The sequence below is a fragment of the Halomonas sp. ALS9 genome (assembly GCF_001651035.1).
In the GTDB taxonomy this organism is placed as follows: Bacteria; Pseudomonadota; Gammaproteobacteria; order Pseudomonadales; family Halomonadaceae; genus Vreelandella.
On sequence record NZ_LXRG01000192.1, the window covers coordinates 99631 to 122268 of the forward strand.

A 22638-nucleotide genomic window follows, 5' to 3' on the forward strand; every position below is an offset into this window, starting at 1 on the left:
ATGTAAATTACTGTAACAATTCTGATTGATACGACAGCTGCTTCTTAACGGCGATATTTGGAGCCTTCAGCCTTAAAATAAAAACGGGGCCCATTGGCCCCGTCATTACTATCGTTTACATATTACCATCAAGGGTATTAGCCCAGCAGAGACAGTACAGACTGCGGAGTCTGGTTAGCCTGTGCCAGCATGGAAGTACCGGCCTGCTGAAGAATGTTAGCGCGTGTCATGTTAGACACTTCCACAGCGTAGTCAGCGTCTTCGATACGCGAACGGGCTTCAGAAAGATTGGTTGACGTTGTGGCCAGGTTATCAATCACTGAGTCAAAACGGTTCAGCGTCGCACCCAAGGTTGCACGGTTGGTATCTAGCGTCTCAGTTGCAGCGTCAACGGAATCAACCAGTGACTGGAACTGATCGTGAACAACACCTGCTGCTGCTCCGCCAGAAATCTCAAATGTTGACTCAGAGCCAGCAACAGCAGTGATCGAGCCACCTGACATTCCAAGACCTGCAACTGTAGCGTCAAGCGTAGCAACGGTAATAACGTCCTCATCTTCAGTATTGGAACCAACCTGAATATTTAGAGTACCGCCACCACTTACGTTCAGTAGGCTAGTGCCGTTAAAGTTATTGCTGCCAGCCACACGATCAATCTCAGCCAAGCGCTCATTGATCTCGGTAACGATCGCATCACGGTCTTCTGTAGCATTGGTATCGTTGGCACCTTGTACCGCTAACTCACGAATACGCTGCAGGTTGTCGTTGATTTGGTCAAGACCGCCTTCCATGGTCTGTACCAAAGAGATACCGTCGCTAGCATTACGGCTAGCCTGATCCATGCCTTTGATCTGGGCAGTCATTTTGTTGGCGATGGCTTGACCAGCCGCATCGTCAGCAGCGCTGTTAATACGCAGGCCAGAAGAAAGGCGCTCTTGCGCTTTAGCCAGCATAGACTGGGAGTTGGACAGGTTGTTCTGGCCGATCAGGGCAGTAATGTTAGTGTTGATTACAGACATGTGAGTACTCCTCGAAATTTAACTGGCCTTGTGGCCTGCTTTGCGGCACTTGCGTTGCCGTTATTATAATTAACGGCAGCCTAGCCAAATTCTTTAGAAAAAATGCTCTTTTTTATGTAACTTTTTTATAAACACCTGTAACACTCCCAACAGCCTTCTTAATTACTATTCTGCATGTTACTCAGAACGCTGAATTGCTGAGAGAGATAACTGCTCATGGAGTTCATTTGGGCGATCAAGCCATCCAGTTGCCCAAACTGCTTGCGGTAACGCTCTGTGCTGCGCTCGATACTTGCCTCCATACGCAGCTTGCGCACATCCAGACTTTCAACACGCTGCTCAGCGCTAGTCACCGAGCTTTGAATAATGCCATTCTCTGCGGTAATGCTTTCAAGCGTGGCGTTTAAGCGTCCAGCAAAGCCGCCTTCCTCTGTATCACCTGCAAAAAAGGCAGATAGCTCCTCGGGGTTATTGGCTACTGCATCGTCCAACTTATCTTCATCAACCTTTAAACGCCCCTTCTCATCGATAGAAATTCCAATTTGGGAAAGGCGTGAAATATCACCAGTGCCGAGGTTGTCTGTTATATCCCGGCGTAGGCGGTCTTCAATGGTACGCACGGTGCGGTCGCCCACCAGCTCGCCTGATGTTTCGCCTTCTCCGTTGTAGGCCGTCATGCGGTCAACGGTGGATTTCATTTCGTTGTAGTTTTTAACGAACTCGTCAATGGCTCCTCTCAGCGATTCTTCATCACGCTCAATGACCAGCGTAACGGGGTCACCAGAAACCGCCGTGAGGTCAAGCGTTACGCCTTGAATCGCCTCTTCAACTCGATTGGTTTTGCTGGTGATCGCAATACCATTAACATTCAATTCAGCATCCTGGCCTGCACGTAGCGTGGCTGCGTCCATCGTCAGTGAGGCCAAACCTGAGAAACCTATGAGTGAAGCCTCTTCGCCCGTCTCTTTCGAGCTCAACGCTAAGCGATACCCTGTGCCATCATTAACGATAGAAGCGGTTACACCTGACTCTTTATCCGCATTGATTTGGTCACGAACATCTGCAAGCGTACTACCTGCTGAAATATCAACGTCGTAGCTTGTTTGTGTACCGCCAGCACCAAAGTCAAGCGTAAGCGTTGTATCGGCTGCCGTTAGCTCTTGATCTAGCGCCACGCTATTAGAAGCAGCGCTGCCTGAGCGTGCTAACTGGGTAACGGTGACTTCATAGCGCCCGGCATTCGCGGTTTCGCCTGCGGTCGCCAACACGCCGTCACCCGTCACGGTGCTTTTTTGCTGCTTAAATGAAGCGGCATCGTTCAACGCAGCAATAGAGGTTTGCACTCTATCCATCGCTGACTCAAGGCGCCCATAGGCAGAAATCTTGGTTTGCTGAGCACTTTTCTGCTCTAGAATAGGCACAAGCTTTTGCTGTTCGGCCGCTTTGAGCTGCTCAACCAAGCCGTTCAGATCCAGTCCAGAACCTACACCGAGTGCTGTAATCGATGCCATGAGGGTCATTCCTTATAAGAAGTAGAGAGAGGTATCTAGGTAATTTATCGGCTGTAGAGGAACAAACTTTAGAGGTAGCGCCTTTTTTAAGCTGTTTTTAAGCCATTGCAAAGAAAAATGCCCAACACAGTGTGCTGGGCATTTTATAAGCCATTAACGTAGCTAGCTTATCTGCTTAACTTTGGTTTTGCTGCCCCAGCGTTGCAAACTGCTGGGTTAAGTAGGCGCTGGTTTGATTCATTTGCGCCACCATACCGTCCATTGCTTGAAACTGCGTGCGATAACGCTCTACGGTTTGTTCGATACGGCCTTCAGTGGTCGTAAAACGTTCTTCTAACGAAGCATAGCGCCGTTCAGATGAATCAACAGCACTTTCAAGGCGGCCACCTGTACCAACCAAGCTTTCAAGCGATGCGGCAATTTGGCCTGCCATACCACCTTCTTCGCTATCCCCCGCAAAAAAACTAGCAAGCTGACCAGGTTGATTGGCCACAATGCTGTCTAATTGATCCTCATCAATCTCCAGCTTGCCGTCAACTTGAAGCGAAATACCTACATCCGACAACACGCTAAAGCCATCGCCGCCGACAACACTGCTAATTGTTTGACGCAGTTCTCTTTCAACCGCGCGAGTAGCTGCATCAGCATTCAGCCCCGCCGCTTGGCCCGTCTCTTCGTCAAAGGCTGTCAAGCTGGTAATGGTATCTTTGAGCGTATTGAAGTCATCAACAAAAGCGGTGACTTGCTCGCGGATAGCTTCGCTATCCTGCTCTACACTTACCGTGCTCGTCGCGCCAGCCTCAGCAAGATTCAAGGTAACACCTTGAATAGCACCTTCCACTTGATTGGTGGGGCTAACAATATCGATTCCATTGACGTTAAACGCCGCATCCTGGCCTGCGTTAACAAACTGTGCATCAGCAGTGGTAACGTCACCAGCAAGAATGTTTGAAAAATTGGTGCTTTCAATACTGGCGTCCGCACCGGTATCGGTGGCATTAACAGAAAGCCGATAACCTTCGCCATCATTGATAATAGAGGCGCTTAAGCGACCATCGCTCTGTTGATTAATGGCATCGCGCATGTCTTCAAGCGTGCTGCCATCTGCAATGGTAATGGGATCCATAGCTCCGTCAGCAAGAGTAAAGGTTAATGACTGCTCCCCAGTCACTATGCTTTCATCTGCTGTTTCTAGTCGCTCCGTCACCAGACTGCTGGCCGTTGCTAAACGGTCAACCTGCACTTCGTACTGACCTGGCTGGGCCTCATTGCTGCTGACAGCACCGACGGCGCTACCCTCTACATTGGTCGTCAGGCTTTCGAATGAGGATCCATCATTAAGAGCTTGAGCAGAGCTTTGAAACTGCTCAAGCGCGCTTTGCAACTTACCATAAGCAGATATTTTTGCGTCTTCAGACTGTAGCTGCTCCGCAATGGGCTCAAGCTTTGCTTGCTCTGCCTCTTTCAACTGACCAAGCAATCCGTTGAGATCTAGCCCAGAACCGATGCCTAGTGATGTAATAGAAGCCATAGAACTAATACCTTTTTTGAATACATGTTGCTACGCATATTGCTTTCAATTAGCGTTCCTTCATAAAGCGATACGTAGCACTGTTTTAATATACTTACCTTAATATAGCGGCTGGGTGAACTATAACTTGAATATTAGGTTATTTTTTTCGTATTAAGACGTAATGCCAAGTAACCGTTCGTAATGCACATATAAATATTTATGAAGAGGCCGCTAATAAATCTACCTAGAGATTGCCCTTTCGCCCCACCCCTGTGTAACGCAAACCCGCCTCTTCAACAGCGCTTGGTGTGTACAAATTACGCCCATCAATAACGACTTTTTCAGCCAACTGGTCGGCTAGCCAAGCGAAATCGACACTGCGGAATTCTTTCCACTCGGTGCAAATCACCAGCGCATCGGCACCTTTGACCGCCTGAATGCGGTCGCCTGCCAGCATTAAGTCATCCCTTTCTCCATAGATACGACGGCATTCCGCCATGGCTTCAGGGTCAAAAGCCTGCACTTTAGCACCCGCTTGCCAAAGCGCTTCCATCAACGTGCGGCTTGGGGCTTCGCGCATATCGTCGGTGTTGGGTTTAAAGGCCAGGCCCCACACTGCAATGGTCTTACCGCTTAGATTGCCTAGGTTGTCTTGCAGTTTTGTGAATAGCGTCTGCTTTTGGCGCAAATTAACGGATTCGACGGCGCTGAGCAGTTCCGGGTTATAACCTAATTGACGCGCGGCGCGCTCTAGCGCTTGGACATCTTTGGGAAAGCAGGAGCCGCCGTAGCCACAGCCTGGGTAGATAAAGTGATAGCCAATCCGTGGGTCGCTGCCAATTCCTCGGCGTACGTCCTCCACGTCCACTTCGAGCCGTTCGGCAAGATTGGCGATCTCGTTCATAAAGCTGATTTTGGTGGCGAGCATGGCATTGGCGGCGTATTTGGTCAGTTCGGCAGCCCGCACGCTCATAAACATCAGCTTTTCGTGGTTGCGGTTGTAGGGGGCGTAGCACTCTTGCATACGCGCTTTCACGCGTTCGCTTTCCGTGCCGACAATGATGCGCGCACCACGGGTAAAGTCCTCTATCGCCGCCCCTTCCTTCATAAACTCAGGGTTAGAACAGACATCAAATGCGAGCGATGCGCCGCGCTGTTCGAGAACATCGCTGATAACAGTGTGAACTTTTTCCGCGGTTCCCACCGGCACAGTAGACTTATCAATCACCAGCTTGTAGCTATCCATATGCTGGCCGATAGTGCGCGCCACCTCTAATACATAGCGTAGGTCGGCACTGCCATCTTCATCGGGCGGTGTTCCCACAGCGATAAATAGCAGCTCGCCATCGGCTACCGCTTGGGCAGCATCGGTCGTAAAGCGTAAACGTCCAGCCGCTACGTTGTGGGCAACGATGGTGCTTAGCCCTGGCTCAAAGATCGGCACCTCTCCGCCTTTAAGCTGATCAATACGCTCAGCATTAACATCCATGCAGGTGACTTGATGGCCAACATCGGCTAAACAAGCACCTGCAACAAGGCCGACATAACCGGTTCCGAATACACTGATATGCATGACTTATTGACTCGCTAAAATACGTGATTAACTCACAAAAATACATAATAGCGAGCGTAGCACATCGGCTTAGCGTTGATGAGTTCCATAGTAGCAAAGCCGTTCTCATTTATAGACCTTGGTCTAACATCGACCTTGGTTTATAATGCGCTGCAACAAGCCCGATTTGGTGCTGACCGCAGGAGAACATGCTATGACTCCGGGACTTATGACTTCAGAACTAACGAAAGAGCCCTCATCACAAGCAGCGAATGGGCTATCAACGGCCGCGAACGTTCAGCGCAGCCTTCGCCAATGTTTATCAATTGCCGCTGAGCTGCTCTACGATAACGGCCATGTGCTTGAAACCATTACCTTGCCCCAGCGCGGTTTAGCCCGCCGTGAATTGCTCACACTGAGTGCAGCATCACCGACCTGGGCAACCTGCCAGAAGGTAATGAAAGCCAGTGAAGCCGCCACCTTCAATGAGTATGGCCGCTTTGTATTGACTCGTCTTGGCCGCGAAATAATGTTTGATATGTTCGGCCAGGGGGCTGCTGACTGCGCTTAACATCTGCTGCTGTCACGCATTGCTGATCAAAAGAGCTAATAAAAGATGCTCAAAAAAAAACCGCCCATAAGCTAAAGCTTTGGGCGGTTTTTTGCGCGGGCTTCTTTTCTAAAGCCTAGCTCTATAGAGTCTAATTCTATATCGCTTAGCGCAGGCCGAGCATCGACAGAATGAACAGCACAACTACGATAAGGCCAATAATGTAGATAATATTACGCATAGGGCACTCCTTGCTTATTGCGTTTTAGAGAAATCAAAGGCTTGCTTACCCATAAGCCAACACACCCATCCTAGCAGGCTTTTTCTGCTTTTGCGTAATGCGGCTGCATTTCCATCTTAGAAAGTGGCTGTATTAGGGTAGCCGCATTGATAGCGTTATCCGAGACGTTGGCGGTTCTCGTCGAATGCTCGCTGAATGATTTTCTGCTGCTTGGCATCGATTTCTAATTCGCGGCAAAGGGACGTCCATTCGGATAGAGCATCGAGGGTTTGCTCAATATATAGATCATGGGTTAAGTACCTGAAAGAGGCACAAACCTGTTTGAGCTTTTTGCGTGTAGCTAGGCCTGCCCCACTGAAAGATGTTGTATGCTCATCTGCATAGCCCCGGACAGGGGCGTAAGTCAGGTCATAAGCTGGAGCCAGTGTCCATCGACCTTGGTCATACAAAAAAGCGAAGTTCTTAGCGTGGTCATCGTGATTGTGGGTCAGGGCGTTGAATACCATCAACCTCGCCATGCGTTCAACGTCTTCTGCGTGACGGGTGAAAGCGTTAGTTGCTTTGAGTAGATCTAAATAGTCCAGCGATGGAGCGCTGTAATCGGCATAAAGAATACCGCTAGCGGTCATCATATGGATTTTTCGATTACCGTTACGATCAAAACGCTGAGCAGAAAAGAGTCGCTCGGTTTCCGCTGAGGAATTGATCTCAATCAGCTTGCTCGCGGCCATTTTCACCCCAGCACGCTCTGCCAATACCGAGTAGGCGTATTCGATGGCGCCGGTGTCGCGATGCTCGGTTGGCGCACGGAATTTTACTAACCAATGCTGATAACCCGCAGGAAGTTCCTGAAAAGCTGTGCTGCACTGCTTACCATCCGAAGATAATGCAACGATCACCTTGGGTCGGGCACCTGCTGGGGATCCACCGGCTAGGCGCAGGGCATCAAGAGTCGCCTCGGTTTCTCCTTCATAGACAGCGTTTGCTGCCTGATAGAGTTGGACTAGGTCAATATTATCTTCGTCAGCGGTACACTCAATAACGGGGCGATACTCCAGTGCCCCCATTCCCCTGTCGGCCATATAAGCTAGCCGATCAAGAGGAGAAATATCTCTCCGGGCTTTCCCATGCTCGGCAAGGAAATAGCGATCCATGAGCAGCATTCCCCAGCCATCAGGCAGCGAGTCAGCAAATGCTCCCGGTAGACCAGCAAAAAGCATTGGATCCGGCGCCTTCTGTGGTTGGGTAGTAAAATCCATGTTCAAAGGCGACAAATTGAAGCCTTCCGCCACCCAATGAGGGTGGTAGGCAAAGTAGATGCCCTGTCGGCTAGCGACCAGTTCCCCCACAGGATTACCCGCTAACAGCACCTCTACGCTGTTGATACGCTTCATTTTCGCCCCCGGGTACGCCCAGTCTGCTTGATCTCTTCAAGTGAAATGGGGTGCTCCTGCTTGAATAGCTCGGCAATTTGGCGTGTGGCGCCCAGCGCTGTGGCAATGAGCACTAGGCCATCGAGAGTTATTTGCCCACTGGATTCGAATCGTTTAATGGTGGACTCAGAAATACCCGCCATCTGCGCCAAGGTTTTACGGGAAAGGTTCTGCGCCAGTCGCGCTTCTCGTGCATTGGCACCGACCTGCTGGGACAGTTCGCCAGGAGCAAGTAGAGCGTGAGTTAGGGCCATAGAAAACCTCTAAATAATGGCTCATTTATAATCTAATATACGCTAAAATGGTTATAAAAGACCACATATGATCTTTTAATTCACAGAAGCATGGTTCCAGGCTCGGAAAGTACTACCTGATTTTACTTCTAGCGGCTATCGGTTGTGGAACCTCTACTACTTCTAAACCTCGAACCTTTGCCACTTATACCGAAGGTGTTGCGATGCGCGCTACTGCTTTGCTTGTTCCGTTTGCTGTTATTTCGTTGTTACCCACCGCCTATGCAGCCGCTAATGAACCTTCTGCAAACGCACTCCAGACACTAGACCAGCAAACCAGCCAGCTTGAGCGCATACACAGCGTCGTAGTGGCCTATGATGGCGAGATTATCCACGAGTTTCACCAGGGCGGGCCGGGGGTGGCGTCGCCTGCCAATATCAAGTCACTGTCCAAAACCGTGCTGGCTGCCATTACCGGCGCGGCGATTGAAGCGGGCATCATTGAGTCAACAGATCAACCCATGGTTGAGCTGTTTGGCGAGCATCTACCTAGCGGTACTGATCCGCAAGTTGGGGACATTACCGTTGCCCACTTACTCGCCCTGCAGGCGGGACTTGAGCGCACCTCGGGCAGCAACTATGGCGCCTGGGTGGCCAGCGCCAACTGGGTGAACGATGCGATAACACGCCCATTCGTGGATGAGCCGGGTGGGCAGATGCTCTACTCCACCGGCACCAGCCACCTACTTTCCGCCGCTCTCACCCACGCCAGCGGCGAGACGACCCTTGCCCTTGCCCAACGCCTATTGGGGGATCCGCTCAATATCACCATTCACCCCTGGTTGCGTGACCCGCAAGGGATCTACTTTGGCGGCAATGATATGCAGCTCTCACCGCAAGCATTGATTGAGGTGGGCGAGCTGTATCGTAATGATGGCATCGTGGTTAATGAAGCCGGAGGCGAGCAGCGCGTACTGCCAGAGGGCTGGGTGGAAGAATCATGGCAGCCGCGCGGCACATCACGCTGGACAGGCGACGGGTACGGCTACGGTTGGTTTATTACCCAGCTAGCAGGCGAAGATGTGTACTACGGACGTGGCTACGGCGGCCAGGCGCTTTACGTTATTCCAGAGCGTGAAATGACCGTGGTGATCACCTCAGACCCGAGCCCACCCTCGCCGGGCGGGCAGTTTCAGCAGCGGTTAAACAGGCTGGTAGAAGGTTTGTTAGCTGAAAATGATGAGTAGCACAGCCAGGTGCGGGTGCGCTTACTCGCCTTTGTGGCCTAGGCTCATTAAATAGAGCGCGGCCGCCAGCGCCAGCACTGAAAGCGCTAAATAGATAGCTTCCAGGGGCGTGGCAAAACGGATATCCACCACGGCGCGGAAAAACTCAATAATCACTGCCAGAATCACCACCCGGGCGATTTTATCTTTGAGTTGATCTAATGAGGCGACATTAAAGGGGTGACGCAAATTACTCTCTTCGGCCTGATCAATGCGGGAGACAAACAGCCGGTAAACACCCAGCGCAAAAATAAGCAATACGATGGCAATCAGATATATATCCACGGCAATGATGATATCGGGCACTAGGCTGTCGTGGATATTCTGAGTGCCACCCACTAGGTAGTAACTCAGTACGTCGGCGACCACTTTTAAAATATCCACCGTGCCGACGATAAACAGCATTAACGAGCCCAATAAGCTTGGCACGACCGCCAACATGACCAAAAAACGCGAGTTCCAGAGTGCTGTTTCTATGCGCCTCTCCCAGTTGCTCTGGTTTTCCGGCGGTGTAGGTGGTTTGGGTGGTGAAGCGTCTGACATAGCCAAATTCCTTTGTTATATAAGGCTCATCGTGATGAAGGCGCAGGTGGCACCGAACAGTGCGAACCCCAGCAGTAGCGCGATACCATCGCGAGCGACCAAGCCTAACCCTAGCAGTGTCAGCGCCAGCCCCGCACCGTTAGCCGAAAAAGGAATAAACTCCATCGGCGGCATCGCTAGAGCGATCAATAAACAGACAACAGCGGTCACGCGAATGCCGATGTAGCCCGTCAGCCAAGGTAATCGTACCCGCAATAGCCCATCTATCCAGCGGGCAGGCTTTTTCATCAGCTGAATGCCTTTATCGAACTTTTGCTGGGAAATCGAACGCTTCAGCAGCCAGCCGGGCAACCAAAATGCTTCACTCCCCGCTAGCAGCTGTACGGAAACCAGCAATACCAGCGCTGCCATTAACGTCGGCATGCCGGGTATATCACCGATAATGGGGGTGAGTGTAATGATCCCAGCGACCAACAGCAGCGGCCCAAATGAGCGCCGCCCCACGGCATGAACCACATCGTCAACGCTGACCCGCGAAGCGTCCTGCTCCATGTGCTCTATCGAGCTAATTAGATCCATTAAATTCGAGTCTTCGTTGCGGTTATGCATTGGGTTTATTGCGCTCCTCTACGTGCAGCTTGGTACGGATAAAATCGCTATGGCTAACATACAGCAAATCCGCCAAGCGACGAATACGGTGCTCCTCAAGCGGGTCAACGTTGCCGTCGGCCCAGGCCAGTTGCCACATTTGCGCGACCAGCTCACAGCGCTGGTCGTAGTTATAGTGTTCTTTGATCAGGCTAACAAACTGATAATGATCGACGGCCTCATCTACTTCGGCTTGCGCCAGCGCCATCAGCTCTTCCACATCGCTTGCGCTTAGCAGGTAGCGCTCGGTTAGCATACTGCGCAGCGCAGCAAGCTCTTCATCGGTGGTGTCGTAGTCGGCGCGAACGATTTCACACAGCAGTGCGGCAGTGGCCAGCTCCAAGGTGAGCGTTTGATTTTCGCGCTGCTCGGGTTGCGCCAGGGTGCGCTGGAAAAAATCACTAATGGCGTTCAGCATTTTACTCTCCATTTATAGCTACCGACTTCTGACCGTACTTAATCCTTGAAGTGCATTCATAGATACTTGGTAACTATTAAGTACGAGTTGCGGAAGCGCTTAGGGCATACTCAAATGAGCATTACTGAGTGAAAAACCATTATTAAGCGGATACACATAGGGCAGCCTCAGGGGCTGCCCTCTTTAGTGCGTTAAGTGAGTATACTGACTAGCAGGTTATTGCTTATCAAGCAGAGCTTCCAAGCTATCTGCCGTCAGAATCTGTACTACCCACTCGTCTAGCTGTGCGTCTGAAGCCAGTGTCAGGCGCTGATCTGCCCAATCGGGCATCTCACCAAACTTCAAGGCGATTTGCTTGCGCAACGTACCTTCCACTCCTTCATGACGCCCTTCCTGACGCCCTTCTTGACGCTCTTTTTCTCGCTCAAAGCGCTCAACAGTGTTGACATAAGGCATGTGTTTTTCCTCCTGTATGGCGTAGACCGCTTGGACAAACTCTGACTCCAGAGCTCTCGGCAGTTGGAGCATCCAGTCGATGATATTGAACAACCGCACAATCTGTTCACGGCTGTAGCCTCGTTCATACAGCAGCCGAATGAGAGCAATCTTGACATCCTTACGCGTTACACCGTCCTTCAATCGCTTGGCGTAGACCTGGGCCATGACCACCAGCGCAAAGGCGTTATCGCTTGCTTCCAGCTTCGTCCAGTTTGCTTCCCAATCCATCAGTTTAGCCGTGGGGAAGGTAAAGGTCAGCTCGCATCCCCAGCGCTGATAGCGGAAAGTGGAGGGCCGGAAGCTATCGCGGCTATCCGCCAGCACCGCCAAGCTCACCACATCCACCCCGTAGCGGTCACGTAGCCGATACTGATAGGTATACATTCGCTCAGCAAAGGCCTCCTCCGGTTCCCCCTGCACCTCAACGTGGATCAGCACCCACGTCTCGCTGCCGTCCCGTGCACAGACCTTGATCAGCTTATCGGCGTAACGCCTGCCACTTTTGGCATCCGCCGTGATCTGCTGTAATTCTTTATCGAGAAAGCTAAACCCTTTCGACCAATCCACTTTTTCGTGAATGGCTGGGAACAACAGATCTAAAAATTCTTGGAAGTACCCTTCCAGCGCCATCTTCCAAGGGCTGTCGTGGTCGGCGGGTCGAGACGTATCCGCTTCGCTCATGCAAGCTCCTCTTTCACTACTCAAATGCTAGCACAGTGACGCCTGTCAAGCGCTATTCCTCTTCATGCTGCCTGCCTGCGTCGTCAACAGAAAAACTCTTCTGGTTAGAGATAGCCTTGTCCTTTCCCTCAATCCTTCTTGGTAAGCTGCTCTCTTAACTGCTTGGGCACTTGCTTGATAATCAGGCGATCCTGAGTGGCGTCATATTCGATGCTAGAACCCAATAGGTGCGAATCAAAACTAATCGAGACGCCGCCCGCTCGGCCGGTAAAGCGGCGGAACTGGCTTAAGGTTCGCTTATCGGGGGGGATTTCCGGCGAGAGCCCGTAATCTGCGTTGCGTATATGCTCGTAAAAGGCTTTGGGCTGCTGTTCGTCCACCAGCCCAGAAAGCTCTTCCAGTGTCATGGGCTCGCCACGGCGAAGCTGTTCATTGGCGTAGTCCACCAGCGTGTCGGTTTTTTCTCGGCTCACCTCGTCGTCGTAATCCTCTTTCTCGACGTAGTCGCTAAATGCCTTGAGCAGCGTACGGGTTTCAGCCGGGGCATCGACGCCCTCTTCCATACCCAGCAATGCCACCAAGCCCTCGGCGAGTTTTTTACCGCCGCGATCTTTGAGAAACGAGACATACTGCGCATTCGGTGCATCACTCTGCCACTGGGTAATATTGATACGCGCCGCCAGAGTAAGTTGGCTGGTATTGAGCTGGGCAGCGGGCACCGCGTGGTGGTCATCATTAATGCCAATCCCTTCGCGCTGATGCACTAATGCCACCAACAGGGTTTCGGTATCGCCCTGGCGCTGGTGGCTAAACACTAAGTAACCACTTACCGACAGCTGCTCTTGAAGCTGCTTGGCAAGTCTTTCCGCCAGCGCAACAGAAAGCTCAGCAAAGCTTTTATCACCGGCCAAATAGTCGCGCAGCCACATGGCAAGCGGCCCTGCCTGATCACCCTCTTCGGCAAAGCGCCCCCAGCCTTTGGGCTTGGTGTTATAGGTGTCGTTGAGTGCACCCACTAGGCTCGCCATCACCGAGTCGTCACTGGGCGCTGCCTGCTCTGATGGGGGCGCGGCGGTTAGGGTTAGGCGCTCACCGTCAAGCGTCGGGTCAAGGCGGTGCACAATACTTTGCAGTAGTGGCATAAAGGTCTAATAGCTTCCAGTGTTTAAAAAAGAATCAGGGTTTAAGGCGATAACCGGTACGGAAAATCCAACCAATGGCGACCAAGCAAGCCACGAGAAATAGTGTAATCATGCCCACACTGGCCGCCAAACTAACGTCGCTGATGCCGTAAAAGCTCCAGCGAAAGCCGCTCACCAGATACACCACGGGGTTAGCCAGCGTGATGGTTTGCCAGAACGGCGGCAGCATATCGATGGAGTAGAAGCTGCCACCTAAAAAGGTCAGCGGGGTAATCACCAGCAGTGGCACCAGCTGCAGCCGGTCAAAGCCATCGGCCCAAATACCGATGATAAAACCCAGCAGACTAAAAGTGACGGCGGTTAGCACCAGGAACGTCAACATCCAGAACGGGTGGGCGATTTCCAGCGGTACAAACAAGCCCGAGGTGGCCAAAATAATCAGCCCCAACAGAATCGATTTCGAAGCCGCCGCCCCCACGTAGCCGATCACGATCTCTAAATGCGAGATAGGCGCCGATAGCAGTTCGTAAATACTGCCGGAGAACTTGGGAAAGAAGATGCCGAAAGAGGCGTTTGAGACGCTCTGGGTGAGCAGCATTAGCATAATCAGACCCGGCACAATAAAGGCGCCGTAGCTAACCCCGTTGACCTCACTGATTCGCGAGCCAATCGCGGCCCCAAACACTACGAAGTAAAGCGACGTTGAAATGACCGGCGAGACAATGCTTTGCAGTAGCGTGCGGCGCGTGCGCGCCATTTCCGCCATATAAATAGCGCGAACGGGATGCAGGTTCATGCTCGCTCCTTAACCAAATCAACGAAAATATCTTCAAGCGAGCTTTGCCGAGTGTTCAGGTCTTTAAAGGTGACGCCCTCTCGCTCCAGCGCGGTCAACAGCTCTGAAATCGCGTGACCATCTTCTTCCTGGCTACCGTCGTAGGTATAGATCAACTCATACCCTTCAGCAGCAAGGCTAAGCTCGAAGCGCTGTAGGTTCGCAGGTATCCCTATCAACGCGCTGTGCAAATTCAGGGTTAACTGTTTGCTGCCCAGTTTGCTCATTAACGCCGCTTTTTCTTCCACCAGCACCAGCTCACCGCGATTGATAACGCCGATACGGTCGGCCATCTCTTCGGCTTCTTCAATGTAGTGGGTAGTCAAAATAATCGTTACGCCGTTATCGCGTAGCTGGCGCACGACTTCCCACATCTCCCGGCGCAGTTCAACGTCGACCCCTGCGGTGGGCTCATCCAGAAACAGTATGCGCGGTTCGTGGGAGAGCGCTTTGGCGATTAGCACACGGCGCTTCATACCACCCGAGAGTGTCATCAAGCGGTTGTTGCGCTTATCCCAAAGCGCCAGCGACTTAAGCACTTTTTCGATATGCGCAGGATTGGGCGCTTTGCCAAACAGACCACGGCTGAAACTGACCGTGTTCCAGACGGTTTCAAACGCTTCGTTGGTTAACTCTTGAGGCACCAGCCCAATACGTTCGCGGGCTTGGCGATAGTGGGTAATATTATCGAAGCCATCGACCAGCACATGACCCGCGGTGGGATTGACCAAACCGCAGACCACACTAATCAACGTGGTTTTACCTGCGCCATTGGGGCCAAGCAGGGCAAATATCTCGCCACGGTGGATAGTTAAATCGATATGGGTTAACGCCTGAAAGCCACCCTCGTAGGTTTTATTCAGGCCGTTAATGGTAATAATCGGGTCGTTCAAGGCGTACTCCTCACGCCGCGGTCAAGTGACCGCGACGCTTGACGGCCTTTTAGGCGCAATTAAGAGCGGTTGGTTAGGACACAGTTGGTGGTAACGTTAAGTGCGTTCGGTAATTTCCAACAGGTGATAACCAAACTGGGTTTTCACCGGGCCGTGTACTTGGCCTACTTCGTCGTTGAAGACGACTTTATCGAACTCGGGCACCATTTGACCGGGGCCAAAACTACCGAGATCGCCACCTTGACGGCTGGAGGGGCAGCTGGAGTGCTCTTTAGCGACTTCGGCAAAGTCGCGGCCATTTTGAATTTCTTCTTTCAGTGCTAGGCACTGCTCTTCACTGCTGACCAAAATGTGGCGGGCGCTGGCGCGTGTCATAGATTACTCCTAACTCATTATGTTCTGAGGGGTCATTCGGGGCAGTAGTTTACCACGGCTTACCCAGTGCTCCGCTATAACGCAAGGCTTCGCCCACGCTGGTCAAGGCTTGTTCGTGGGCGCTTACCGCCACAGGCCCGCGAGTGCAGGTAACAATCACCCACGGCCCTGCTGTTACAGTATCAGCGCTGGTACGCTCGGCAATGCCTGCATCGCAACTACGGCGCTGCTGAGTGCCGGTTTTATGGGCGAAACTTATTCCCTCGCCCATGCCCGCCTTAAGACGCTGTTTGCCTGAACGGGTTCGCCGCATTACGTCCAGCAACATTTGCCGCTGCTCGGCATTTACATCATCCATACCGGGTCGTTGTTGAACAGTATGCAAGCTAGCCAATAGGTCGCCAAAAGCGCTTAAGGTGCCAACGTTCTCACCAGTGGCTTGGTAAGCATCAAAAGCGTGGTCGTAATCCAGCTGAGTGAAAGACGCCGTGCTGACACCCAGCACCCGGGCTAACGCCTGTCCGCGCTGACTCACCGAGTGCTGTCGCAGGGCGATAAAATCCATTCCGCCAAGCGCGCGTGCATCAGGGTGCAGCTCGCCGTAAACCCCCTGGCGTACGCCGACCAGCTTTGAGATGGGGCCAATCTCATCAGGATTACCGCCGCTTGCCGCTATCATGGTACGGGCACGTTGGTTTACCGCTGCAAGCCCCACGCGATCAATCAGCATATCGGTGGCGGTGTTATCGCTGACGGTAATCATTTGCTCCATTAAGTAGCGGATCGAGATAGGCGTGCCGGGGTCGTGCCAGTTGGTAGGCCCTGCACCATCGACAAAGTCACTCCGCGCAAGCGTTAACCGCTCATCCAGAGAGAGCGTGCCTGCCTGGCGCTCGGCGAGCACCTGGGCCGCCACCGGTATTTTGATTAGCGAGGCTAAGTACCAAGGATCGTCGGCACGCCAGGAATAGGCTTCGCCACTGGCGAGGTTTTGCACATAAACCCCCAGCCGACCCGCAAACACCTCTTCGATGGCCTGTAAGCGAGCGGTTAAATCGCCCTGCCAAGCGCTCTGTTTATCTACCTCATAGTACCAATTGGTTTCGTACTCATCTGCATGTGCGGGTAGCGCCATGAGAAGTGCTACGGCTACCAGTCCGCAATGTATCCAGTGTCGCAAATCGTAAACTCCCTAAATGATGGATCGTGTTTAACGGTGCTGGGCTATCCAACGTGTTAACCAAATCCACGCCGCAGCACCCAGTATCAACAGCCCGCCCACGCCAAGTGCCTGTGGATAGGTGTACATTCCCTCGCCTTCCCACAAAAAGCGCAGCACTAAAAAGATCATCACAATATGGAAAATAAACGCTTTAAGGGCATCTGAACCGATCATCGTCAGCGGCAAAAGTGCCTTTGCTGCTTTGGCGCCGCCAGCTAGCGCAAGGGCTAACAGCACCAGCGCACCGCCCAGGCTAAACAGCATAAATTCTAGCCCTGGCGGGTGTTTGCCAACATTTTTCGCCACCGCCAGCATCGCCGCATGCACATCACCACTGGCAAACGCTAAGCCATAAAATCCGGCGACCATAAGTGCACCCAGCCCTAGTAGGGTCAACACTAAACGCCGCCGCATGGCGGTATCAAAGTAGCAGCGCAGCAAGGCTTCGCCGATCAAAAGGCCCACTAAAATCATTGGTGCGCGGCTTATCTGCCCCCAGGTGTAGTGGTCTTCGTGATCCACCAGTAGCGCCTTCAGGATATCGTTGCCGCCGAAGGTGAGGCTCTGCAGCCAGACGGTTAGCGCGATTAACACGCCAATCGTGGTTAGCCGACTCCATAGCGGTGCCCGCGCCCACAGCGGCAAAATCAGCGGCACCCATAGCAGCGCGATGGCGTAGAAGCCTAAGATTTCTACCCAAATTGCGAAACGGCCATAGAGCAGCGCATCGACGATTTCGTTGGGCGGATAGAACGGCAGCATTTCAACAATGAGCAGCGCTTTGTACCAGAACCACACTTCTAAGGCGCGCAGCCAGAGCTTTAAACGGCGTTTCGGCCAGTCATCGCTTTGGGTATGGGAAAGAAACGCCACCGCTAGCGCAATGCCAAACACCATAATAAACAGCGACGAGGAGAATTTGGTCAAAAAATGGATCGGCACCATGCCCCAATCAGGCACATTGCGAATACCCACTAACCCACTGACCGCATGGCTTATGATCATCAAGCCAATGGCTAGGCCACGGGCTAAGTCAATCGCCTCTATGCGGCCTTCGGCCTTGGGCAGTTGAGGAGCTTCCATCCAGTTCAGTGGCATCAAGACATCCTTGTGGGCACCGTAGTCAATGGTTAAGCGTAAGGTGCTTAACACTTTAGCTTGAAATTATATCGTCCGCTTGGGTTGACAGTGTTAACGGCCACACACAAAGTTGCCCCGCAGTGGGCGGGGCATCCTGTGGCTCATCCTTGAGCCCAAGAAAAGTCATTCCTTAAAGGTTGCAATTACCACCCGGAGTCATCCTCCTCTTCATCAGTGGCGGGGACTTCTTGCTCCTCTTCCTCTTCTTCGTAAGTGAATTCTTGCTCTTCCTCTTCATACTCAGTACCTACATCCGAACCTTTATCTTGCTCAGTGTCGTAGCTTTTGTAGGTGCCTTGTTCATCCTGCGTCGTTTCTTCTTGCGGAGTCGGTTCGTACTCGTCGGTGCTATCCACTTGAGCAAAAGCAAGTGGGCTGGCCATCAGACCAAATGATACGCCTAGGATGCCAAGCTTCTTGAGATAATCCATCTTCATCATGATACTGCTCCTGTATGGCTTTACTGCTTAAATTAAACGTCGGTGCAAACATTGCACGTCGGTTTAAAGGGTAAGAACGCCAGGTCGTCCTACCAGTTACGTTCTTAACCTATCCATTGCAGCCTCCATGCCACCTTGTGCCAGAAGCAAATAAAAACCATTATTAAACAACTTCTTATATACCTAAGAATGAAAACAACCTTTTGATTTTATTAATAAAAAATAGGATTATCCTGTTTAAAATAGGCACATGATCCCCGATTGATCAGGCAATCGGGGCAATCTAGAAGGATTACTCGTAGGCCATCTCTTCCAGCTCTTTACCGCGTGTCTCTTTGACGAAGTAAATAACGAAGAAGACCGAGGCAACGGCACTGATCGCATAGAAGCCGTAGGCACCGAACAGCCCGATAGAGCCCAGCATGATAGGAAACGTCATGGTAATACCGAAGTTGGCCAGCCACTGGAAAAGCCCTGCTATCGCCAGCCCCGAACCGCGCATCTGATTGGGGAACATCTCGCCCAGCATAACCCACATCACCGGCCCCCAAGAGGCGTTGAAGAACAGCACGTAAAGGTTGGCGCACAGCAGCGCAAATACGCCCATGTCACTGGATAGCTGTAGGCTGCCATCCACCATCGAGGCCGTAGAGAACGCATAGGAGAGACACGCCAGTGTCGCCGCCATGCCCACAGAACCACCCCAAAGCAGCGGTTTGCGGCCAATTTTGTCGATCAGCGCAATGGCCAGCAGGCAGGCGCCGATACTCACGGCACCAGAGATCACATTGATCAGCAGCGCATCGCCTTCGGAGAAACCGACTGACTGCCATAGCACCGCGCCGTAGTAGAAGACGACATTAATGCCCACCAACTGCTGGAAAACCGCCAAACCAATCCCCACCCAGACGATAGCGTGCATCTTGCCGGTGGTGCGGTTCATCACATCGCTCAACCGTGGCTTGTGGTCTTGATCCAGGGTGGTGTTAATTTCATCAATTTTAGTGCTGACATCCCGTTCAGGCATCACTAACCCCAGCACCCGGCGGGCTTCGCCCTGCTTACCGGTACTGATCAGGTAACGCGGGCTTTCCGGAATAAACAGCAATGCCACCAGAAAAACGGCAGCCGGTATCAGCTCAATCCAGAACATCCAGCGCCAGGTTGCGAAACCAAACCATAGCTCGGTGGTTGCCGAACCCGCGACATACGCCAAGACATAGTTGCTCAGAAAGGCAAAAAACAAACCCGAGATGATCGCTACCTGCTGGATAGTGGCCAAACGCCCACGATAGGCCGATGGCGCGACTTCACTGATATAAGCCGGGGTCATCACGCTGGCGGCGCCGACGGCAAGGCCACCGAGAATGCGGTACACCACAAACTCCATCGAACTACCGGCAACGCCTGACCCCCAGGCACTAATCAGAAAAAACACCGCGGCCACGATCAGCAGCGTGCGGCGGCCAAAGCGATCCGCCAAGCGACCGGCAAAGAAGGCCCCAATCGCGCAGCCCAGCAGCATGGAGGCGACATTGAACCCCGTGCCCGCGCTATCCGAGTTAAAAGTGGTCTGCAGGCCATCGACGGTACCATTGATCACGCCACTGTCGAAGCCGAACAGGAAACCGCCGATGGCGGCAATACAGCAGATCACCAGAATATACGATGAGCGGCTTAGCGTTCTTTGTTGTGTCATTGTCGAGCTCCTTGGATTTGTTATTGAGCGTTTTTGTGTCTATTAAGCGTTTTTGTATCTATTGAAGAGTGGGAAATTGACGATCATTAGTGGTGTAACGTGCTCTCGCGACGACTTGAAGCCTGGTGGACAGCGCCGTCAGGCAGCCGTTGCCCTTCGGCATCGAACGCGTGGAGCTGGGCCTGTTGAGGCGTCATAAACAGCGTGTCGCCATTACTCAGCTCGACATCGCCAGAGAGACGCACGGTGAGCGGGCCGGCCTGCTCGCTGTCCACATAGGCAAAGGCGTCAGCGCCGAGCTTCTCAATGAACCGCACACGTCCTTTCCACTCGCCCTGCTCGCGGCTTACCTCTAGATGCTCGGGCCGAATACCAAGAGTGGTGGCGCCATAGGCCGCCGCTAGCGGCCCTTCGATCAAGTTCATTTTCGGCGAGCCAATAAAGCCCGCGACAAACAGCGTTTCAGGGCGCTGGTAAAGCGCCATGGGCTTGCCCATCTGCTCTATCTGCCCGGCATTCATCACCACAATGCAGTCGGCCAGGGTCATCGCCTCGACTTGGTCGTGGGTGACATACACCATGGTGGTTTCGAGCCGTTGATGGAGTTCGGCCAGCTCGACCCGCATGCGGTTGCGTAACGAGGCATCCAGATTAGACAGCGGCTCATCGAACAGAAATACGCCGGGGCTGCGCACAATCGCCCGGCCGATGGCCACCCGCTGGCGCTGCCCACCGGATAACTCCGCGGGCTTACGCTCCAACAGATCCTCTAAATTGAGCAGGCGTGCCGCCTCGGCGACTTTGGCCTCACGCTCTTTGACGGGCACCTTTGCCAGGCGCATACCGAAGTCGATATTGCGGGCGACCGTCATGTGCGGATAGAGCGCGTAGGACTGAAAGACCATGGCAATATCCCGGTCGCTCGGCTCGGCGGTGGTGACGTCCTCCCCACCGATAGTGATGGTTCCCTGGGTCACGGTTTCAAGGCCTGCAATCATGCGCAGCAAAGTGGACTTGCCGCAGCCAGAAGGCCCGACCAGCACGGTAAAGGAGCCATCGTCGATATGCAGATTTAGATTAGGGATGACCGTTTCTTTGCCATGAAACGTCTTTTCGATGTCGCGTAGGGTTACTTCAGCCATGAGCTTATCTCGTCTCTGAAAGAGGGGCGCGGCGATAGCAAAACGCCTGGAAGTCGGCGGGAGTGCCGCGTCCGCTAATGTCGTGGGCGGCCATGCCCAGGAAAGTGCCGGTAAAGTAGCCGTGGGCGCGGCCACTGCCTTCGTCGGAGAGCAGGCCAGCGTCTAACGTGGGCCCAATCGACTGCCACTCCTCACCACCCTGGGCATAGCGAAAGCGCAGCTCCCGGGCGTGGATATCCAGCCCGAGCCGAATCGTGGTGCCAGGGTCAAGGCGCACGCTCGCATCCGCGAGGTCCAGATTCCCGTTAGGCCAATCATCCAGGCAACTGATAACGCTCAACACCTTGTCCCCGGTGTCATTCAGGGTCACCGCCAGGTAATGGAATTTGAAGCGGTTGTAGTAGGCAATCAGCCCGGCAAACTGCTGAATATCTTCAGGTTCAAATTCAAGCGTCGTTTCGGCGCTGCAGTAGATGCTGTCCTGGCGCCGGGCCACTAACGCCTGCTCAAACCAGGAACCGACCGACTCACGGCCAAACAGGCGCAGGAAGCCGGGCCGCTCGGTAAGCGAAAAAAGCCGTTCAGGATAGGGGGTACGCAGCCATTGAAACGCGGCGGGCAAGGTGTCTGTTTCGAATTCGTAGTGCTCCTCCTGCACCGGGGGCCTTTGCGTTACCCCGCTCACGGCGACCGTTAACGCCGGGGTATTACCTCCATCGGCGAGTCGTGGCCAGCCATCTGCGCCCCACTCCATCCGCTGAATAGCGGTCTCGCGCCCCAGCGGTGACAGCCGGGTTCCCGGTAAGGGGCGGCCACATAAATGCACCAGATAGCTATACCCTTCAGGGCTATCGACCAAATCCGCATGGCCCGCCCGCTGGAGTGGGTTATCGGGGTCATGGCTAGCCGTCAAAAGCGGGGTTTGAGGATGTAGCTGGTAAGGGCCTGACAGCGTTTTTGAACGCGCCATGGTCACCGCATGCTGGTAGCCCGTGCCGCCCTCGGCGACTATTAGGTAGTACCAGCCATCGCGACGATAGAGATGCGGCCCTTCCGTCAGCTTCAGTTCGGTACCCGTGAAGATAGTGGTAATAGCCCCCACTAAGCGGCGCTGCTCAGGATCATACTCTTGCAGCACAATGCCGCCGAAGCGATCCCGCCCTTCCCGCTGGCGATAATCCCACTGCAGGTTAATCAGCCACTTGCGGCCATCGCTGTCATGAAACAGCGAAGGGTCGAAGCCGCTCGAATTGAGATAGACCGGGTCGCTCCAGGGGCCCTCGATATGCGGGGCAGTGACCAGGTAGTTATGGCCATCCTTAAAGTTGCCCTCATAACGCTTCATATCGGTGTAGACCAGCCAAAACAGGCCGTCAGCGTAGCTTAAACAGGGCGCCCAGATGCCGCATGAGTCCGGGTTGCCGCGCATATCCAGCTGGCTGGCCCGGCTCAATGGCCGTGTCACCAGCTCCCAGTTAGCCAGGTCGCGGGAGTGGTGGATCTGAACGCCGGGGTACCACTCAAAGGTTGACGTCGCCAGGTAGTAGTCGTCGCCTATCCGGCAAATCGAGGGATCGGGGTTGAACCCGGCCAGAATCGGGTTGTGGATAACATCGTTCATTAG

22 protein-coding genes are annotated in these 22638 nt (G+C 53.2%); 2 read left to right on the forward strand and 20 right to left on the reverse strand.

Features of this window, described 5'->3' with window-relative positions; translation table 11 throughout:
* Window positions 1-137: 137 nt before the first annotated feature.
* The 4 genes from A6R74_RS14390 to A6R74_RS14405 form a co-directional block, all read right to left on the reverse strand.
* Window positions 138-1019 (reverse strand): flagellin N-terminal helical domain-containing protein, encoded by an 882-nt coding sequence (locus A6R74_RS14390; RefSeq protein WP_064235175.1) that lies wholly within the window; start codon window positions 1017-1019, stop codon window positions 138-140.
* Window positions 1020-1177: 158 nt separating this feature from the next.
* Window positions 1178-2530, reverse strand: a complete 1353-nt coding sequence (gene fliD / locus A6R74_RS14395) for a flagellar filament capping protein FliD (protein WP_064235176.1) — start codon at window positions 2528-2530, stop codon at window positions 1178-1180.
* Window positions 2531-2705: 175 nt separating this feature from the next.
* The gene (fliD, locus tag A6R74_RS14400) at window positions 2706-4061 is read right to left on the reverse strand and encodes a flagellar filament capping protein FliD (RefSeq protein WP_064235177.1); all 1356 of its coding nucleotides are present in this window, start codon (window positions 4059-4061) and stop codon (window positions 2706-2708) included.
* A 226-nt stretch (window positions 4062-4287) separates the two neighbouring features.
* The gene (locus A6R74_RS14405) at window positions 4288-5616 is read right to left on the reverse strand and encodes a UDP-glucose dehydrogenase family protein (protein WP_064235178.1); all 1329 of its coding nucleotides are present in this window, start codon (window positions 5614-5616) and stop codon (window positions 4288-4290) included.
* Between the two features lie 193 nt (window positions 5617-5809).
* On the opposite strand from A6R74_RS14405, the gene A6R74_RS14410 reads away from it, so the two are divergent.
* Window positions 5810-6166, forward strand: coding sequence for a hypothetical protein (locus tag A6R74_RS14410; protein ID WP_373557065.1), 357 nt, complete (start codon window positions 5810-5812; stop codon window positions 6164-6166).
* Between the two features lie 375 nt (window positions 6167-6541).
* Here A6R74_RS14410 and A6R74_RS14415 read toward each other — a convergent pair whose 3' ends face one another.
* Both A6R74_RS14415 and A6R74_RS14420 read right to left on the reverse strand, forming a co-directional pair.
* Entirely contained in the window at window positions 6542-7780 is a 1239-nt protein-coding gene (locus A6R74_RS14415) for a type II toxin-antitoxin system HipA family toxin (RefSeq protein WP_064235179.1), read from the reverse strand.
* Window positions 7777-8073 (reverse strand): helix-turn-helix domain-containing protein, encoded by a 297-nt coding sequence (locus tag A6R74_RS14420; RefSeq protein ID WP_064235180.1) that lies wholly within the window; start codon window positions 8071-8073, stop codon window positions 7777-7779. The genes A6R74_RS14415 and A6R74_RS14420 overlap by 4 nt, the downstream gene beginning before the upstream one ends.
* Window positions 8074-8276: 203 nt before the next feature.
* On the opposite strand from A6R74_RS14420, the gene A6R74_RS14425 reads away from it, so the two are divergent.
* A complete protein-coding gene (locus tag A6R74_RS14425) occupies window positions 8277-9299 on the forward strand; it encodes a serine hydrolase domain-containing protein (protein WP_082906693.1) in 1023 nt (340 codons plus the stop codon).
* A gap of 21 nt (window positions 9300-9320) precedes the next feature.
* On the opposite strand, the gene A6R74_RS14430 is transcribed toward A6R74_RS14425, so the two are convergent.
* The 14 genes from A6R74_RS14430 to A6R74_RS14495 form a co-directional block, all read right to left on the reverse strand.
* On the reverse strand, window positions 9321-9881 hold the full coding sequence (locus tag A6R74_RS14430) for a YqhA family protein (RefSeq protein ID WP_064235181.1): 561 nt from the start codon (window positions 9879-9881) through the stop codon (window positions 9321-9323).
* A gap of 15 nt (window positions 9882-9896) precedes the next feature.
* A complete protein-coding gene (locus A6R74_RS14435; protein ID WP_064235182.1) occupies window positions 9897-10490 on the reverse strand; it encodes an exopolysaccharide biosynthesis protein in 594 nt (197 codons plus the stop codon).
* Window positions 10483-10947: a TerB family tellurite resistance protein gene (locus A6R74_RS14440; RefSeq protein WP_064235183.1), complete on the reverse strand. Its 465-nt coding sequence runs from the start codon at window positions 10945-10947 to the stop codon at window positions 10483-10485. Before A6R74_RS14440 ends, A6R74_RS14435 begins: the two co-directional genes overlap by 8 nt.
* A 216-nt stretch (window positions 10948-11163) precedes the next feature.
* Entirely contained in the window at window positions 11164-12126 is a 963-nt protein-coding gene (locus tag A6R74_RS14445) for a hypothetical protein (RefSeq protein ID WP_064235184.1), read from the reverse strand.
* Window positions 12127-12254: 128 nt separating this feature from the next.
* Window positions 12255-13268, reverse strand: a complete 1014-nt coding sequence (locus tag A6R74_RS14450; RefSeq protein ID WP_064235185.1) for a nucleoid-associated protein — start codon at window positions 13266-13268, stop codon at window positions 12255-12257.
* Between the two features lie 34 nt (window positions 13269-13302).
* On the reverse strand, window positions 13303-14064 hold the full coding sequence (locus tag A6R74_RS14455) for an ABC transporter permease (protein ID WP_064235186.1): 762 nt from the start codon (window positions 14062-14064) through the stop codon (window positions 13303-13305).
* On the reverse strand, window positions 14061-14996 hold the full coding sequence (locus A6R74_RS14460) for an ABC transporter ATP-binding protein (RefSeq protein ID WP_064235187.1): 936 nt from the start codon (window positions 14994-14996) through the stop codon (window positions 14061-14063). Before A6R74_RS14460 ends, A6R74_RS14455 begins: the two co-directional genes overlap by 4 nt.
* Window positions 14997-15092: 96 nt before the next feature.
* On the reverse strand, window positions 15093-15371 hold the full coding sequence (locus A6R74_RS14465; RefSeq protein ID WP_007112840.1) for a peptidylprolyl isomerase: 279 nt from the start codon (window positions 15369-15371) through the stop codon (window positions 15093-15095).
* Between the two features lie 49 nt (window positions 15372-15420).
* Window positions 15421-16506, reverse strand: a complete 1086-nt coding sequence (locus A6R74_RS14470) for a serine hydrolase (RefSeq protein ID WP_064235188.1) — start codon at window positions 16504-16506, stop codon at window positions 15421-15423.
* 75 nt (window positions 16507-16581) lie between these two features.
* Entirely contained in the window at window positions 16582-17691 is a 1110-nt protein-coding gene (locus tag A6R74_RS14475) for a heparan-alpha-glucosaminide N-acetyltransferase domain-containing protein (protein ID WP_064235189.1), read from the reverse strand.
* A 185-nt stretch (window positions 17692-17876) separates the two neighbouring features.
* A complete protein-coding gene (locus A6R74_RS14480) occupies window positions 17877-18173 on the reverse strand; it encodes a hypothetical protein (protein WP_121499410.1) in 297 nt (98 codons plus the stop codon).
* A 292-nt stretch (window positions 18174-18465) separates the two neighbouring features.
* Window positions 18466-19872, reverse strand: a complete 1407-nt coding sequence (locus A6R74_RS14485; RefSeq protein WP_064235190.1) for a sugar porter family MFS transporter — start codon at window positions 19870-19872, stop codon at window positions 18466-18468.
* Between the two features lie 86 nt (window positions 19873-19958).
* The gene (locus A6R74_RS14490) at window positions 19959-21014 is read right to left on the reverse strand and encodes an ABC transporter ATP-binding protein (RefSeq protein ID WP_064235191.1); all 1056 of its coding nucleotides are present in this window, start codon (window positions 21012-21014) and stop codon (window positions 19959-19961) included.
* A 4-nt stretch (window positions 21015-21018) separates the two neighbouring features.
* On the reverse strand, window positions 21019-22635 hold the full coding sequence (locus A6R74_RS14495) for a glycoside hydrolase family 43 protein (RefSeq protein WP_064235192.1): 1617 nt from the start codon (window positions 22633-22635) through the stop codon (window positions 21019-21021).
* Window positions 22636-22638 lie beyond the last annotated feature (3 nt).

Coding starts and splice junctions, on each gene's coding strand:
- A6R74_RS14425 (WP_082906693.1), top strand. CDS start 8,277: ATGCGCGCTACTGCTTTGCTTGTTCCGTTTGCTGTTATTTCGTTGTTA.
- fliD (WP_064235177.1), bottom strand. CDS start 4,061: ATGGCTTCTATTACATCACTAGGCATCGGTTCTGGGCTAGATCTCAAC.
- A6R74_RS14430 (WP_064235181.1), bottom strand. CDS start 9,881: ATGTCAGACGCTTCACCACCCAAACCACCTACACCGCCGGAAAACCAG.
- A6R74_RS14450 (WP_064235185.1), bottom strand. CDS start 13,268: ATGCCACTACTGCAAAGTATTGTGCACCGCCTTGACCCGACGCTTGAC.
- A6R74_RS14465 (WP_007112840.1), bottom strand. CDS start 15,371: ATGACACGCGCCAGCGCCCGCCACATTTTGGTCAGCAGTGAAGAGCAG.
- A6R74_RS14495 (WP_064235192.1), bottom strand. CDS start 22,635: ATGAACGATGTTATCCACAACCCGATTCTGGCCGGGTTCAACCCCGAT.
- A6R74_RS14435 (WP_064235182.1), bottom strand. CDS start 10,490: ATGCATAACCGCAACGAAGACTCGAATTTAATGGATCTAATTAGCTCG.
- A6R74_RS14405 (WP_064235178.1), bottom strand. CDS start 5,616: ATGCATATCAGTGTATTCGGAACCGGTTATGTCGGCCTTGTTGCAGGT.
- A6R74_RS14390 (WP_064235175.1), bottom strand. CDS start 1,019: ATGTCTGTAATCAACACTAACATTACTGCCCTGATCGGCCAGAACAAC.
- A6R74_RS14490 (WP_064235191.1), bottom strand. CDS start 21,014: ATGGCTGAAGTAACCCTACGCGACATCGAAAAGACGTTTCATGGCAAA.
- A6R74_RS14485 (WP_064235190.1), bottom strand. CDS start 19,872: ATGACACAACAAAGAACGCTAAGCCGCTCATCGTATATTCTGGTGATC.
- A6R74_RS14445 (WP_064235184.1), bottom strand. CDS start 12,126: ATGAGCGAAGCGGATACGTCTCGACCCGCCGACCACGACAGCCCTTGG.
- A6R74_RS14470 (WP_064235188.1), bottom strand. CDS start 16,506: ATGGCGCTACCCGCACATGCAGATGAGTACGAAACCAATTGGTACTAT.
- A6R74_RS14410 (WP_373557065.1), top strand. CDS start 5,810: ATGACTCCGGGACTTATGACTTCAGAACTAACGAAAGAGCCCTCATCA.
- A6R74_RS14440 (WP_064235183.1), bottom strand. CDS start 10,947: ATGCTGAACGCCATTAGTGATTTTTTCCAGCGCACCCTGGCGCAACCC.
- A6R74_RS14480 (WP_121499410.1), bottom strand. CDS start 18,173: ATGATGAAGATGGATTATCTCAAGAAGCTTGGCATCCTAGGCGTATCA.
- A6R74_RS14415 (WP_064235179.1), bottom strand. CDS start 7,780: ATGAAGCGTATCAACAGCGTAGAGGTGCTGTTAGCGGGTAATCCTGTG.
- A6R74_RS14455 (WP_064235186.1), bottom strand. CDS start 14,064: ATGAACCTGCATCCCGTTCGCGCTATTTATATGGCGGAAATGGCGCGC.
- A6R74_RS14475 (WP_064235189.1), bottom strand. CDS start 17,691: ATGCCACTGAACTGGATGGAAGCTCCTCAACTGCCCAAGGCCGAAGGC.
- A6R74_RS14420 (WP_064235180.1), bottom strand. CDS start 8,073: ATGGCCCTAACTCACGCTCTACTTGCTCCTGGCGAACTGTCCCAGCAG.
- fliD (WP_064235176.1), bottom strand. CDS start 2,530: ATGGCATCGATTACAGCACTCGGTGTAGGTTCTGGACTGGATCTGAAC.